Below are 15134 nucleotides of genomic sequence, written 5' to 3' on the forward strand. Positions count from 1 at the left end.
TCTAAACCACGCACTGGCTCAGCATTCGATGACATTCACCGCCAGCCCGCCACGGCTGGTTTCCTTGTACTTGTCCTGCATATCGCGGCCGGTGTCGCGCATGGTCTTGATGACCTTGTCCAGTGACACCTTGTGCTTGCCGTCGCCACGCATGGCCATGCGGCTGGCGTTGATGGCTTTCACTGCCCCCATCGCGTTGCGTTCGATGCAGGGGATCTGCACCAGCCCGCCGATCGGGTCGCAGGTCAGGCCGAGGTTGTGCTCCATGCCGATTTCCGCTGCATTCTCGATCTGCCCGGGGTTGCCGCCGAGCGCGGCGACCAGGCCGCCGGCGGCCATCGAGCAGGCCACGCCCACTTCGCCCTGGCAGCCCACTTCGGCGCCGGAAATCGAGGCGTTTTCCTTGTACAGGATGCCGATTGCCGCTGCGGTGAGCAGGAAGTCGAAAATGCGTTGTTCCGAAGCGCCCGGGCAAAAACGATCGAAGTAATGCAGCACCGAGGGAATGATGCCGGCTGCACCGTTGGTGGGCGCGGTGACCACGCGGCCGCCGGCAGCATTTTCTTCGTTGACCGCGAGTGCGTAGAGGTTGACCCAATCCAGCGTGGTCAACGGGTCGCGCATCGCCGCTTCGGGCTTGGAGGAGAGCTCGCGGTACAGCGCGGGCGCACGGCGCGAGACGTTCAGGCCGCCGGGCAGGGTGCCTTCTTCGCGAATGCCGCGTGCCACGCACGACTGCATGGCGTTCCACAGCTCCCGCAGGCCGGCGCGGATCTCGTCTTCGCTACGCCAGCTCTTTTCGTTCTCGAACATCAGTTGCGCAATGCTCAGGCCGCTGCGCGCGCACTGTGCCAGCAGCTCGTCGCCGCTGAGGAACGGGTAGGGCAACGGAGTCTCGTCGGCCACGATGCGGTCGTCGGCGGCGTCGTCCTGGTTGACCACGAAACCGCCACCCACCGAGTAGTAATCGCGCGTGGCAATCACCGCTTCGGTTGCATCGTAGGCGGTGAAGCGCATGCCGTTGGTGTGGTACGGCAGCTTCTGCCGCTTGTTCATCGGCAGGTCGCGCTTTTCGTCGAAGCTGATTGCGTGCTGGCCCATCAGGTTGATGCGCTTGCTGCTGCGGATGCGCTCAAGCGTGGCGGGGATGACATCCGGGTCGATCAGGTTCGGGCGATGCCCTTCCAGCCCCAACAGCACGGCCTTGTCGGTGCCATGGCCGCGCCCGGTCAATGCCAGCGAGCCGAAGACTTCTGCGCGCAGACGCGTCACCTCCTGCAAGCGGCCGGTATCGAGTAACCAGCGGTGGACGAAGCGCTCGGCGGCGCGCATCGGTCCCACGGTATGCGAGGAACTCGGACCGATACCGATCTTGAACAGGTCGAACGTACTGACAGCCATGCGTGCCGGAGAGGTGAGCAAGAAGCCCGCTATTCTAAGCGCTTGGCGATTGCAGCACGGCTGCAGCGCAGCATGAGACCCCCCGCATGGCCCTGACCCTTTACCAGCGCGACGACTGCCACCTCTGCGACCAGGCCGTGGAAGCGCTGGCCCAGGCGCGCGCAGGCGCGTTCTTCAGCGTGTTCATCGACGACGATGCGGCGCTAGAGTCCGCTTATGGTCTGCGTGTGCCGGTGTTGCGCGACCCGATGGGGCGTGAGCTGGACTGGCCATTCGATGCGCCACGTCTGCGCGCCTGGCTGGACGCTGCACCCCATGCATGAGACATAAAAAAACGGCGGACCCGACGAGGTAGTCCGCCGTTCAGTGGCCGCGTCCTGGTGCGGCCGGTGGCGCGTCACTTCGCCTTGAACACCACCTTGGTGCTGATTGCCGTTTCGTTGGGAATGGTCTTGGTATCGGTCCAGTCGCCGCCGCCCACGCCGAAGTCCAGGCGCTTGACGGTGGCCTTGCCGGCCAGCACCGGCTGCGCGCCGGGCGTCCAGGTGAAGGTCAGCGTGACCGGCTTGCTGACACCGCGCAGCTCCAGGGTGCCGTCGGCGGCGTACTGGTTGCCGCCCAGCGCGCGGAATTTCTCGGCGTGGTAGCGCGCGGTGGCGAACTTGGCCACGTTGAAGAAATCCGGCCCCTGCAGGGTGGAATCACGGTCGCCGTTGCCGCTCTTGGCACCGGCCAGCGGGATGCGCACATCGAGCTTGGCGCCGGCCAGGTTGGCGGGATCGAAGCTCAGCGTGGTGTCGAAGCCCGGGAAGGTGCCGGTGAACACTTCGCCGTCGTACTTGCTGGCAAACACCAGCGAGGAGCCGGGCGCCTGGACATAGTCGGCGGCCAGCACCGGGGCGGCGGCGAAGGTGGCGACCAGCGCGGACGCAACCAGCAGGGGGGAGGCAAACAGCCTGGAAGACATGCGACATCCTTTACGGTTTGGGGGAGAGCCAGCCACGCGGCAGCATGCGCGTCAGCGTGGCATCGCGTTGGAAGAGATGGTGGTAAAGCGCGGCGCCGGCATGCGCCAGGACCACGGCAATCAACAGCCAGAAGCCCCATTCGTGCACGGCGTGCGACACCGCGCGCAGCTGCTCGTCCGGTGCGCTGAGCTTGGGCATGTTGAACAGGCCGAACCAGCGGAACGGGCGCAGCCCGCTGGTGGAGTCGTACAGCCACCCGGACAGCGGCATCGCAAAGATCATCGCGTACAGCAGCCAGTGGGTGAACCCGGCGATGCGCTCCTGCCAGCTTGGCGTGCCCGGCACCGGTGGCGGGGCGCCGGCATACAGCCGCCAGCCCAAGCGGGCGATGACCAGGGCCAGCACGGTCAGGCCCACGGATTTGTGCGCGGTGTAGACCCAGAAATACTTGGGCGTCTTGGGCAGCTCGCCCATGGTCAGGCCCACGATGCCCAGCACCAGGATCAGCAGCGCGATCAACCAGTGCAGGGTCTGGCTGACGCCGCCCCAGCGCTCCACATTCTTCAGGCTCATCGGCCGCTCTCCGTATCGGTGGTCGCTGGCGCGGGTTGCTCCGGCGCGGCGGGCTCGGTGGTCTTGCCGGCATCGTCGTCGCTGTCGGCGCGGCCTTCGCGGACGGCCTCGGCTTCGATGCGCAGCTCGACGGTGTCGCCGATCATCGACTTCCAGGCATCCACGCCGAACGCGGCGCGGCTGAGCGTGGCCGTGGCCGAGAAGCCGGCGGTGCGGCGGAATGGCGGTAACGGATGCCGCTTGAGCGCGTTGAGGGTGACGTCCAGCGTGACCGGCCGGGTGACCCCGTGCAGGGTGAGGTTGCCGGTGACCTTGGCGTGGGTCGCATCGCTGGCCTCGACCTTGGTGGAGACGAAATGCGCGTCAGGAAAGCGCTCGGCGTCGAGTAGGTTGCGTGCCAGGGTGGCCTCGTTCCATTTCGCATCGCCCAGGTCCGCGCGTCGCAGCGGCACGGTGACCTCGAGCGTTGCCGCCGCCCAGTCGTCCGCGTCGAACACCAGGGTGCCGCTGCTGCCGGATACCGTGCCCAGAGCCTTGGAAAACCCGGCATGTTCCACCGCGAACAGCACCCGGGTGTGGACCGGATCCAGCGCGTAGCGCACCGGCGCGGCGGTGGCGGCGAGGCTGGTCAGGACCAGGGCAGGGAAGGCCAGCAGGCGGGCGAGAGGCGTCATGGGCGGATTCTAGACACATCCCGGCAGCGCGCGCTTGGCTTGCGTTCGCAACGATCCGTTGCGAGCATGCCGGCTGGACGTGGAAAGGATGCCCACATGCGTTTGCTGTTGTTCGTCGTGCTTGCTGTCCTGGCAGGGGTTCCTGCGTTGGCAGAGGTGCCGGCCATTCCGAGGTTCCGCATCGTGGGCCCGGCCGATGGGCTGCCGTCGACCATGATCACCGCCATTGCGCAGGATCGCGCCGGTTATTTGTGGATGACCACCGGCGACGGGTTGATCCGCTACGACGGCGCCGGGTTCAAGGTGTGGCGCAACGACCCAGCCGACCCACGCTCGCTAAGAAGCAATCTGCTGCAGGCGATCTATATCGACGCACAGGATCGCATCTGGCTGGCGTTGGGCGGAGCCGGTGTGGCGATGTTGAGCGCCGATCGCGCCACCTTGACCGCTTACCTGCCTGACAAGGTGCCGGAGTTGTCGTTCGGTGACGTCTACGCGATTGCAGGGCGCGGCGACGAAATCTGGTTCGGCATGTCCACCGGCAACGTGCTGCGCCTGGATGCAAAGGGAACGTTCACCTCGCTCGATCTGGCCAAGATGGACGACCCGCTGGCGCCCAGCGCGGTGTACGCGCTGGCGCTGGATGATCGCGATCGAATGTGGATCGGCACGCTCGGCGGCCTGGCGTATCACGATGGTCTGGCCGCGCACCGCGTTCACCCGGATGGCGACGACAGTGGCATCAATGCGCTGCAGTGGGTGGGGCAACGGTTGTGGGCCGCCACCGACACCGGATTGCGTTACATGGATCCCTCCGGCGTCTGGCACACACCGTCGTGGGCGCCGATGTTTGCGGCGGGCAACCGAGTGTGGACCGTTGCCGACGCAGGCGATGGCGAGTTCTGGCTAGGGACCGAGCAAGGTCTCTGGCATACACGGCCCGGGCAGCCACCGGTCCCCGTCAACAATGGTGATTCCCCGTTGGTGTCCAACCGGCACGTCACTACCATCTGGCGCAGCCCGCATGGCGGCATCTGGGTGCCGCTGCATGGGCGTGGTCTGGCCTATCTGCGTGAAGACTGGCGTCGTACTGCGGCCTTCAAACAGGTCAACGATCAGGGCAAGGGGCTGTCCTGCAGTCTTGCACCGGCAGCGCGATCCGGCGGGCTATGGCAGTTCGATGGCAACGGGCGTCTGCTGCGCTACGACACATCATCCGGCGCCCTGATTCAGACCGGCATCCAGGCTGCGGATCTGGGCACGATGCAGATCACCACCGCGCTGGAAGACAGCCGCGGCAAGCTCTGGTTGGCCAGCGGTGAATATGGATTGTCGCGCCTGGACCTGCGCACCGGCGCGCTGGAGCACTTCAGCGACGAAGGCCCGGCCGAAGCGGCACTGTGGATCGGTGAACCGGGCGACGGCACGGTGTGGGCCGCTTACGAGCAAGTCATCCAGCAGCGCGATCTGGCCACCGGACGCCTGTTGGAGACGATCGATCAACAGCATCCGCATGGGCTGACGGAAGTGGTGTCGCCGCAGATCCGCAAGGGGCCGGATGGGCGGATGTGGTTGAGCGCCTTCGGCGGCATGTATGCGTGGCAGGCCGCAACGCGGCGCTTCGTCTCGGTGCCAGGGCTGAAGACGGACGAGACGCTTCAGGCCTTCGTGGTCGAAGATGCAACGCACCTGTGGCTGTATCGCGCAGGCAGTCTTGAGCGTTGGTCCAGTGATGGCGAAGTCTGGAAACGGGAACGCCGCATCCGTTCTGCCGAGGGTTTTCCGGCGATGGACGCCTACGGGCTGGAACGCGATGGCGCCGGCCGGCTCTGGATGTCCGGGCCTCGCGGCCTGTGGCGCATCGATCCGCGCACGCCGCAGGCACGCATCCGCAGCTTCGGCGTGCGCGACGGATTGACCAGTCTGGAGTTCAGCCACCGCTGTCTGATGATGGCCCGTAACGGTGTACTCGTCGGCGGAACGGCCGATGGCTACACGGTGCTGATCGACACGCAGGCGCCGGACGTGCCCTCGTTCACCCCGGCAATGCGCCTGGAAACGGTCAGCGTGCAGCTTGCCGATCGGCGCCGCATGCTGCCGATCAGGGGTGGTTTTTCGCTCTCGCCAGATGATCGCCAATTGCGCATCAACATGCGGCTACTGTCGTTCGTGGACCCTATGGCCAACCGGTATCGCACCCGCCTCAGTTGCTTCGACACCGGCTGGGTGGATCACGATGCCAGCGGGATGCGCGAATTCTCGTCCTTGCCACCTGGCGACTACGTGCTGGAAATGCAGGGGATCGACCCGCTGGGTAACGCCTCCAAGGTGCAGACGCTTGAATTCATCGTCAATCCCCCCTGGTGGCGCAGCCGTTTCGGCATCGCCGTGATGGTCTTGGTCGGCATGATGTTGGGTGTCTTGCTCGCCGCCGCTTATCGCCGGCGCGTGCGTATGCGTGCGCAATGGCAACTGGCGCAGCACAAGCGTGAGCTCGCCGAACAGGCCTCGCAGGCCAAGACGCGTTTTCTGGCGACGCTTGGGCATGAAGTGCGCACCCCCATGACCGGTGTGCTGGGCATGAGCGAGTTGTTGTTGCAAACGCCGTTGGATGGGCGTCAGCAAGGCTATGCCAGTGCGATCCAGTCGGCGGGCAAGCACTTGCTGCGGCTGGTCAACGATGCGCTGGATCTGGCGCGTATCGAGGCGGGCAAACTGGCGTTGGACGATCGCGATTTCGATCTGCGTCAGTTGATCCGGCAGGTGGTCGACCTGGTGCGGCCCAGTGCCGAACAGAAGCAGCTTGCGTTCGAGTGCCACCTGGATGAGAGCCTGCCGCGCGCGCTGCATGGCGATGCGAACCGGGTCCAGCAGATCCTGCTCAACCTGTTGTTCAACGCGGTCAAGTTCACCGAGCGCGGGCAGGTGCGTCTGCGCGTGTTGCCCCTGCAGGCGGGCGGCGGCGGTATCCGCGTGGAGGTCAGCGACACCGGGCCGGGCATGAGTGAAGAGCAGCGTGGGCGGCTGTTCCAGCGCTTCGAACAGGCCGAAGGAGGGCGCACGACCACGCGGCATGGCGGCAGCGGGCTGGGCTTGGCGATCTGTCGCGAGTTGGCAGCGGCGATGGGCGGGTCGGTGGGCGTCAGTAGCGCGTTGGGCCAGGGCGCCTGTTTCGTGGTGGAGCTGCCGCTGCGCTGGGTGAGCACGCCGGCGCCTTCGACCACCGCGGTGGCACGTGCGGTTCCGCCGGTGCACCAGGCGCCGCTGCAGTTGTTGCTGGTCGAAGACGACGTGACCGTGGCGCAGGTGATTGTTGGCCTGCTGCAGGGGCGCGGGCATCACGTCACGCACGTGTTGCATGGCCTGGCGGCATTGGCCGAGGTGAGCGCGCGCAGCTTCGACGCGGGCCTGTGCGACCTGGACCTGCCGGGGCTCGATGGCGCGGCGCTGGTGGCGCAGCTGCGCGCACGCGGCGTGCGCTTCCCGATCGTGGCGGTGACCGCGCGCGCCGATGCCGACGCCGAGCCCCAGGCGTTGGCCGCCGGATGCAATGGGTTCTTGCGCAAACCGCTCACCGGTGACCTGCTGGCACAGGCCTTGGCCCAGGTCCTGGCCGACGATGCGATGGACAAGGCGCCGCCGGAGACGCCGGTCTGAGTCCTGAACGCCAGCGTGCGGGTACAGTGCGACTGGCGGATGGCATTGGGGAATGCAGGGACGATGGGGATCACAGTGCAGATGCGGAAACATGCCAGCTGGGTGCTGGCGGCGGTGCTGCTGCTGATGGGCGCGAGTGCGCTGGCGGCAGAGCAGATCGAAACACCACGCATGCGCCGGTTCGGTCCGGGCGATGGCTTGCCTTCGCGCATGGTGCTGGCCTTGGCACAGGACCGGCAAGGCTATGTCTGGGCCGCAACCAGCGATGGGCTGGCGCGCTATGACGGCATCGGCTTGCAGGTGTGGCAGCACGACCCACTGAGCGCGCGCTCGATCCCCGGCAACGAAGTGGAGACGCTGCTGGTCGATGACCGCGACAGGGTCTGGCTGGGCATCAATGGCTCGCCGCTGGCCATGTTCGATGCCGAGCGCGAGGGCTTTGTCAGCTTTCCCGCCGTCAGCAACGCCTGCGCCGGTCAGGTATGGGCGCTGGCACAGGCGCAGGGCGCACTCTGGATCGGAACCAGCAACGGTGGCCTGTGCCGGCGCGAAGAAGATGGCCGGCTCACGGTGTTCCGTGCCACGCCCGATGCGCCGGACGGGCTGCCCAGCGACACCATCATGAGCATGCTGACCGACGCACGCGGCCGGTTGTGGATCGGCACCGGCAGCGGGCTGGTGATGCGCGATGGCGAGCGTTTCGTGCGCATTGCACCCGAGCGCCTGAGTGCCACGGTCTTCAAGCTCAGCAAGGATCCGGATGGCACGTTGTGGGTGGGCAGCAGCAAGGGCCAGTACCGGGTCACGCCCGCTGGCGTGCTGGAGCCTGCGCCGTGGAAGGGCGCGGAGAACGTGCGCGCCGGGACCGTGGTGCACGACGTCCACGGGGGCTACTGGGTCGCTGCCGCCGATGGGTTCTTTCGCGTGGCCCCCGGAGAGACCGCGTTGCGGGTCATGGACGGTGACCGTGGCAGCGGGTTTCTCACCGCAGAAAGTGGCGTGCTTGATCTGCTGCAGGATCGCCAGGGCGGGCTGTGGCTGGGGCTGATTTCACAGGGCCTGGCGTATCTGCCGCCGGACTGGCAACGCTTTTCCACCATCTTGCAGACCCAGGGCAAACCGCTGGAAAGCCTGTACCTGGTCAATGCCGCTGCCGATGGCGACAGCTTTCTGGTGACAACCGGCGACGGGGTGTATCGGCTTGGTGCGCAGGGTGACGTGGTGCCGGTGGTGCACAGCGCGGCGCTGGGCGGGGACACCGTGCAATCGGTCTTGCCCAACGCCGACGGTAGCCTGTGGATTGCGCTGCGGGATGACGTCACCCACTACGTCCCTGCGACTGGCAAAAAGCGCCGGCTTGGGCTGCAAGTTGACCAGGACAAGAGCCAGCGACCGGAGTTGATGGCGCGCGGGATCGATGGCGAGTTCTGGCTGTCGATTGTGGGAGGTGGCGTGCAACGGCGTGCCGCAGACGGGCGCCTGCTGGCGGAGTTCCGCTTCGGGACCGATCTCAGCGAACCCGGCGGCATGGTGCAGCAGCTCACCATCCGGCCAGACGGCTCGGCCTGGGTAGCGGCTGGCGATGACCTGTGGGTCTGGCAGGGCGAGCGCTTCCGCCGGGTGATCGACGATGCCGAGCACGAGGTCTATGCACTGGCATTCGTGTCGCCACGCGAGTTCTGGGCCGGGCGCCCCGGGGCGCTGGAGCGATATGGCTGGGATGGCCACAAGGCCACGCTGCTTGAGCGCGTGGGCCATGCGCAGGGGATGCCGGCCACCGAGATCCGTGGCCTGGCGCTAGGGGGCACTGACACGGTGTGGGCCACCACCTCGCGTGGCTTGTTCGCCTACCGACGCGGCCAACCGCAGGTGCGCATGTTCGGTCAACGCGACGGCCTGCCGGACAGCGAATTTTCGATGCGTCCGCCAGTGACCGGCCCCAGCGGGCAGGTGTTGGCGCTGACCACCAGCGGCATCGTGTTGTTCGATCCCACGCGGCCGTTCGCCCCGGTGCCGCAGGCGCAGTTGGTGATCCAGTCGGTACAGGTACGCCGCAACGATGCCGAACGCCCGCAGCAGGTGCCACACAAGCGGCCGATCGTGCTGCAGGCCCGTGACCGCGACCTGCGCATCAGCGCACGGCTGCTGTCGTTCGTGGATCCGGGACTTGCCCGTTATCGCTATCGCGTGGACGGCTACGACGAGCGTTGGGTGGAGCAGGGCGCAACCGGTGAGCGTGTCATCTCGCGGTTGCCGCCGGGCGACTACCAGGTGCAGGTACAGGCACGCGCAGGCACCGGCGACTGGGTCGCTGCGCCAGCGCTGACGCTGCAGGTGCAGCCACCGTGGTGGATGAGTCCGGCGGCGCAGATGGTCGCAGTGGCGGTGTGCCTGTTGTTGTTCGGCCTGGGTGTGTGGGCGTGGCGGCGGCGGGTGCGGCGTCAGCAGGAATGGGTGCTGGCGCGGCAGCGTCAGCAGCTTGCCGAGCAGGCATCGATTGCCAAGTCGAACTTCCTGGCAACGCTGGGGCATGAAGTGCGCACGCCCATGACCGGCGTGCTGGGCATGAGCGAGTTGCTGCTGGCCACGCCGCTGGACGCAAAACAGCGCGGCCATGTCGATGCGATCCGCAAGGCGGGTGCGCATCTGCTGCGGCTGGTCAACGACGCGCTCGATCTGGCGCGCATCGAGGCCGGCAAGCTGGAACTGGTGCAACAGCCGTTCGAACCGTCGCAGCTGACCCAGGAACTGGCCGATTTCATGCATCCCATCGTTGAGGCACGCGGCCTGCGCTTTCACTATCGAAATCAGCTGCCCGCCGCGCTGGTGGTGGTGGGCGATGCCACGCGCGTGCGCCAGATCCTGATCAACCTGCTGGGTAATGCGATCAAGTTCGCCGAGCGCGGCGAGGTGGGGCTCACCGTCAGCCAGCATGGCGACTGCCTGCGTTTCAAGGTGCGCGATTCCGGGCCGGGCATCGGGCCGGAGCAACAAAAACGCCTATTCCAGCGCTTCGAACAGGGCGAGGGCGCGCGCACCAATGCGCGCTATGGGGGCAGCGGATTGGGGCTGGCCATTTCGCAGGAACTCACCGTGGCGATGAAGGGCAAGATTCGCGTGCGCAGCCGGCTCGGGGTCGGCACCCAGTTCACCGTGGATCTGCCGTTGCCGATCGACCGCTCGCCCTTGCGTCCGGTCGCCGGCGAGGCGCGTATACCAGCCGGCGCACCGCTGCGCATCCTGCTGGTGGAAGACGACCCCACTGTTGCCGAGGTGATCAGCGGCCTGTTGGCCGGGCGCGGCCATCGGGTGGTGCATGCCGCACACGGTTTGGCGGCCTTGTCCGAAGCGGTCGACGGCGAGTTCGATGTGGCGCTGCTGGACCTGGATCTGCCCGGGCTGGATGGCTTTGCGCTGGCGGCGCAACTGCGTCGGCTCGGGCACGCATTCCCACTGCTGGCGGTGACCGCACGCGCCGATGGCGACGCACAAACCCAGGCACAGGCCGCCGGATTCGATGGGTTCCTGCGCAAGCCGGTCACTGCCGACATGCTGGTCGAGGCGATCGCCGCCGTGCAGGCTGTGGCACGCGAGCGTGACCGGGCAACGCCGCTGCTTGGGTGACTTGGCGACGTCGGTCAATGGCGATCTTCTACTGGCGAGCGGATGCGAAACCCGGCGCAGCGCTGTTCAACGCCGCGCCAAGCGGGCGTGCAGCGCTTCGATTCGCCCAGCAATGCATGGCGCCGATCGCGCCTGGCAGTAGTTGATCCTGAGTAGTGGTAGAGCTGCGACCCGCCCCGGCCTGATGTGATGCGCCCCGCGTCGGTAACTACATGCGCGCTGCTCGGCCGTGGGCTGCCACACGCTGCCGGCCTGATCCGGGCAAGCCGGTTGACGCTAACGCAACGCTATGCGTTTGCAACTACAGATGCCTCGCTGCTGGTGCTGCTCTGCAGATACTCCAAGCATGCAGCCGATGGCTCACCGAAGCAGTGCAGCGCGCAACCCGTCGCGGATTGCCAGCGTGAACGCTTGAGGTTGCTCGCGCTTGCCGGCGCAGCGCGTGGCAAGCACTATGCGGCGACTTGTCGTGAAACGTGTCCAGTGCGCCTTTTTCCGTCTGTTCTCCATTGGGTTGTCGCCTTGTTGCTGCTGGGCCTGTGCGTGACCGTGTCACCGGCACTGGCCACGCGTGCGCCGGTGATGCCGGTGCCCAATCAGGTCACGGTTGCAGACGGGTTGCCATCGGACGTCATTGGTGAACTGGCCGAAGACAAGCAGGGCTACCTATGGCTGGCCAGCGACGACGGGCTGGCCCGCTTCGATGGGCGTAATTACCGCATCTGGCGGATGGAAGAGGGGCTGACCGGTAACGCGATCTGGACCATCTGCGTCGATCAGGACAACCGGGTCTGGATGGGCTTTGAAAATGGCGGTGCCGGGTTTCTCGAAGCCAAGACACGCACTTTCAAGCCCCTGGAGAATGCGCAGTTCCCCGAATTGCGCCAGATCACGGTGTGGTCGCTGGCGCAGACCCCGAACGGCGACATCTGGCTCGGCACTGCAGCGAACGGGCTGTATCGCCGCCGCCCCGATGGCAGCATGCAGCAGTTCTTGAACGTGCCCGGCGACTCGGCCAGCCTGCCCGCCGACGCGGTGAACGCACTCCGCGTGGCGCCCAACGGGACGCTGTGGATTGCAACGCCGGGCGGGCTGGTGCGCTGGGACGGCAAGCAGTTCACGCGTGTGGCGCTGCCGGGAAGCAGTCAGACGGTGGGCCGGCTGCGTCTGGAGCGCGATGGCAATACGTTGTGGGTGACCGATGGAGCAGGCGAGCTGTTTCGCCTGGATGCCGAGGGGCGTTTCAGTCCCCATCCGTGGCAAAACATGCCCGCGGACCAGCGTGTCTACAACGTCTTGTTGCGCGATCGTCGTGGGCGCTATTGGCTCGATACCAACGCCGGCATGGCGCTGTCTGAGACCGGCACCGACGTGGTCCGCGTGCCGATCTACAGTTTCACTGCCCACAGTTTGGTAAATCGCAACTGGATCGACTCCTACGAAGATCGGGAAGGCGGGCTGTGGTTTGCCGCGCTGGAAGGTGGCCTGTGGCACCTGCTGCCGCATTGGGACACTTTTGCGGTGTTGGCGCATCGCCCCAAGGAGCCTCACTCGCTGGCCAATACGTCCGTTCTGGCGACTGTCGCCTCGGCCTCGGGCGGGGTGTGGCTGGTCGGCAGCAAAGGTGTGCTGGAACGGCTCGACCCTGCCACCGGCCGTTTGCAGACGCATCTGGAGCACATCGACCCGCTGCATCCGCCCGACTCGGTCTTCGAGGACACACGTGGGGTGGTCTGGATTGGCGTCGAAGGCACGCTGGTGCGCTACGACCCGCGGACCCGGCAGGTCAAACGGTTGCCCATCCGTGCAGATGTGGCACCTGATGCCGAGGGGGCCGCCGATCGCCCCCTGTGGATGGCAGAGGATGGGCAGGGGCAGCTGTGGGTGTCGGTGCTCGAATACGGCCTGCAGCTGCGCGATGCACAGGGCAGCCTGGTGCGGACCATCGTCAACGGCACGCATGGGCTGGAGCCGCTGACCATCTTGGACATCGGCACCGGCCCGGACGGCCAGGTCTGGCTGTCCAATAACGCCGGTCTGCGGCGCTGGGACCCGCGTGCGGATCGGTTTGTGCCGGTTCCCGGTGCGCCGTCCCAGGCCACCTATGTGTTTCGGTTCGCCGAAGGCGGCGTGGTCTGGCTGGGAGTGGTCGGCGAAATACGCCGGTATCTGTGGGACGGCACCCAGCTCAAGCTGCTGGACACCATTGGCAAGGACCAGGAATTCCCGATGGTGGCGCCCAACGGGTTGGTGGTCCATGCCGGTGGGGTGGCCTGGATGTCGAGCCAGCGTGGGCTGATCCGGATCGACCCCGGCAGCAAATTGGTGCGCGTGTACGGTGTGCACGACGGGCTGCCTAATCCGCTGATGATCAACCGGACACTGGTGCAGGCCACTGGCGGGCAGATTGTCGGTGCGGCGCCGGATGGGGTGGTGGTGTTCGATCCCACCGCGATGCATCCCAATACCCGCAGGCCACCACTGCTCATCGAGCGCGTTGGCGTACGGCGTGGCGAGCGTGGTCTCGACATCACCGGGCAGGAGCCGCTCACCATTCTTGACGACGACCGCGACCTGCACATCGTTGCGCGCATGCCCACCTTTACGCATCCGGATTCGTCCAGTTACCGCTTCCGCCTCAGTGGCTACGACCCGGACTGGATCGATGTCGGCCCCAGCGGCGAGCGCCTGTTCTCGCGCCTGCCACCGGGCGACTACACGCTGGAAGTGCAGGGCCGCACTGCCGACGGCATCTGGTCGGCCAGCCAGACGCTGACCTTCCAGGTGCTGCCGCCGTGGTGGCGTAGTCCGTGGGGACTGGTGCTGCTCACCCTGCTGGCGTTGTGTGTCGTGGTGGCGGTGGTGCTGCTGTATCGGCGCCGCCTGCGCCGCCTCAACGCCTGGCAGCTGGCCGTGCACAAGCAGGAGCTGGCCGAGCAGGCGTCGCTGGCCAAGACACGCTTCCTGGCTACGCTCGGCCATGAGGTCCGCACGCCGATGACCGGTGTGCTGGGCATGAGCGAGCTGTTGCTGAAGACCCAGCTGGACCACAAGCAGCGCAGCTATACCGAATCGATCCGGCGCGCCGGCTCGCATCTGCTGCGGCTGGTCAACGATGCGCTGGATCTGGCGCGCATCGAGTCCGGTCGTCTGGAGCTGGATCTGCAGCCGTTCTCGGTGCGCCAGCTGGTGGCCGAAGTGGAAGCGCTGATGGCGCCGCTGGCGCAGGAGCGCGGGCTGCGTTTCAGCCTGGAAGTCGGCTTGCTTGGCGACATCACCGCCAGCGGTGACCCTACCCGTATTCGCCAGATCCTGCTCAACCTGCTCAGCAACGCGATCAAGTTCACCGAGCGCGGCGTGGTCGGGCTCAAGCTCAGCACGCTTGGTTCCTACCAGGGGCTGCGCTTCGAGGTGGCCGATACCGGGCCGGGCATCAATGCCGACCAGAAGGCGCGCCTGTTCCAGCGCTTCGAGCAGGGCGATGGCGCCAAGACCACCTCGCGCTACGGCGGCAGCGGCCTGGGCCTGGCCATCTGCCAGGAGTTGGCGATGGCGATGGGCGGGCATATCGAAGTGATCAGCCGCCTGGGCGCAGGTACGCGCTTTGTCGTCGACCTGCCGCTGCGCTGGGTTGCCTCCAATGCCGTGCTGGCCGGCGAGGTGGCACGCGACAGCGCAAACGTGGCGCCCTTGCGCATCCTGCTGGTGGAAGACGAACCCACCATCGCCGAGGTCATCGTGGGCCTGCTGCGCGCGCAAGGGCACTCGGTGGTGCACGCACCGCACGGGTTGGCCGCACTCACCGAGGCCGCGGATAACGCATTCGACCTGGCACTGCTGGATCTGGATCTGCCCGGGCTGGACGGGTTCGCACTGGCGCGGCAGTTGCGCGTCTTTGGCTATGACATGCCGCTGATCGCGGTGACCGCGCGCTCCGACGAAGCCGCCGAACCCACCGCGCAGCAGGCAGGCTTCGACAGTTTCCTGCGCAAGCCACTTACCGGCGACATGCTGGCCGATACGATTGCCGAGGCGTTACGGCGAGTGCGTCCGCGCGAGGAGTTGTAGCGCGGGCTTGGTGGGCAATGCAGAGATTGCCGTCGGCTCCGCAGGGCATGCCGTGCATGAGAAAAGCGGCAGCGACGTTCGCTTGTCCAAGTGCTGAAGCAGCATGCCTCCTGCATCCGTTGCCGGGGCGTCTCGGTTGGGAAGCATGCCTTCTGTGCATTAGGTGGTG

8 protein-coding genes are annotated in these 15134 nt (G+C 66.5%); 4 read left to right on the forward strand and 4 right to left on the reverse strand.

What is annotated here, in order from left to right; translation table 11 throughout:
* Positions 1–18: 18 nt before the first annotated feature.
* Positions 19–1401: an L-serine ammonia-lyase gene (locus tag ACCQ09_RS06345; RefSeq protein ID WP_040940899.1), complete on the reverse strand. Its 1383-nt coding sequence runs from the start codon at positions 1399–1401 to the stop codon at positions 19–21.
* An 86-nt stretch (positions 1402–1487) separates the two neighbouring features.
* Here ACCQ09_RS06345 and ACCQ09_RS06350 point away from each other — a divergent pair, with 86 nt between their 5' ends.
* The gene (locus ACCQ09_RS06350; protein ID WP_011037977.1) at positions 1488–1724 is read left to right on the forward strand and encodes a glutaredoxin family protein; all 237 of its coding nucleotides are present in this window, start codon (positions 1488–1490) and stop codon (positions 1722–1724) included.
* Positions 1725–1798: 74 nt separating this feature from the next.
* On the opposite strand, the gene ACCQ09_RS06355 is transcribed toward ACCQ09_RS06350, so the two are convergent.
* Genes ACCQ09_RS06355 through ACCQ09_RS06365 form a run of 3 tightly spaced genes read right to left on the reverse strand, consistent with a single transcriptional unit; the run spans position 1799 to position 3616 of the window.
* Positions 1799–2368, reverse strand: coding sequence for a YceI family protein (locus ACCQ09_RS06355; RefSeq protein ID WP_011037976.1), 570 nt, complete (start codon positions 2366–2368; stop codon positions 1799–1801).
* Positions 2369–2378: 10 nt separating this feature from the next.
* A complete protein-coding gene (locus tag ACCQ09_RS06360) occupies positions 2379–2942 on the reverse strand; it encodes a cytochrome b (RefSeq protein WP_040940900.1) in 564 nt (187 codons plus the stop codon).
* Complete coding sequence (locus tag ACCQ09_RS06365; protein WP_040940901.1) at positions 2939–3616, reverse strand: YceI family protein; 678 nt, start codon at positions 3614–3616, stop codon at positions 2939–2941. The genes ACCQ09_RS06360 and ACCQ09_RS06365 overlap by 4 nt, the downstream gene beginning before the upstream one ends.
* A 96-nt stretch (positions 3617–3712) precedes the next feature.
* Here ACCQ09_RS06365 and ACCQ09_RS06370 point away from each other — a divergent pair, with 96 nt between their 5' ends.
* The 3 genes from ACCQ09_RS06370 (at position 3713) to ACCQ09_RS06380 (ending at position 14965) form a co-directional block, all read left to right on the forward strand.
* Entirely contained in the window at positions 3713–7273 is a 3561-nt protein-coding gene (locus ACCQ09_RS06370; protein ID WP_040940902.1) for a hybrid sensor histidine kinase/response regulator, read from the forward strand.
* Positions 7274–7354: 81 nt separating this feature from the next.
* Positions 7355–10897: a sensor histidine kinase gene (locus ACCQ09_RS06375; RefSeq protein WP_040942266.1), complete on the forward strand. Its 3543-nt coding sequence runs from the start codon at positions 7355–7357 to the stop codon at positions 10895–10897.
* Between the two features lie 522 nt (positions 10898–11419).
* Positions 11420–14965 (forward strand): hybrid sensor histidine kinase/response regulator, encoded by a 3546-nt coding sequence (locus ACCQ09_RS06380; RefSeq protein ID WP_372386273.1) that lies wholly within the window; start codon positions 11420–11422, stop codon positions 14963–14965.
* Positions 14966–15134: the final 169 nt, after the last annotated feature.

This window comes from Xanthomonas sp. NCPPB 2586, from assembly GCF_041475775.2.
Lineage (GTDB): Bacteria > Pseudomonadota > Gammaproteobacteria > Xanthomonadales > Xanthomonadaceae > Xanthomonas > Xanthomonas campestris.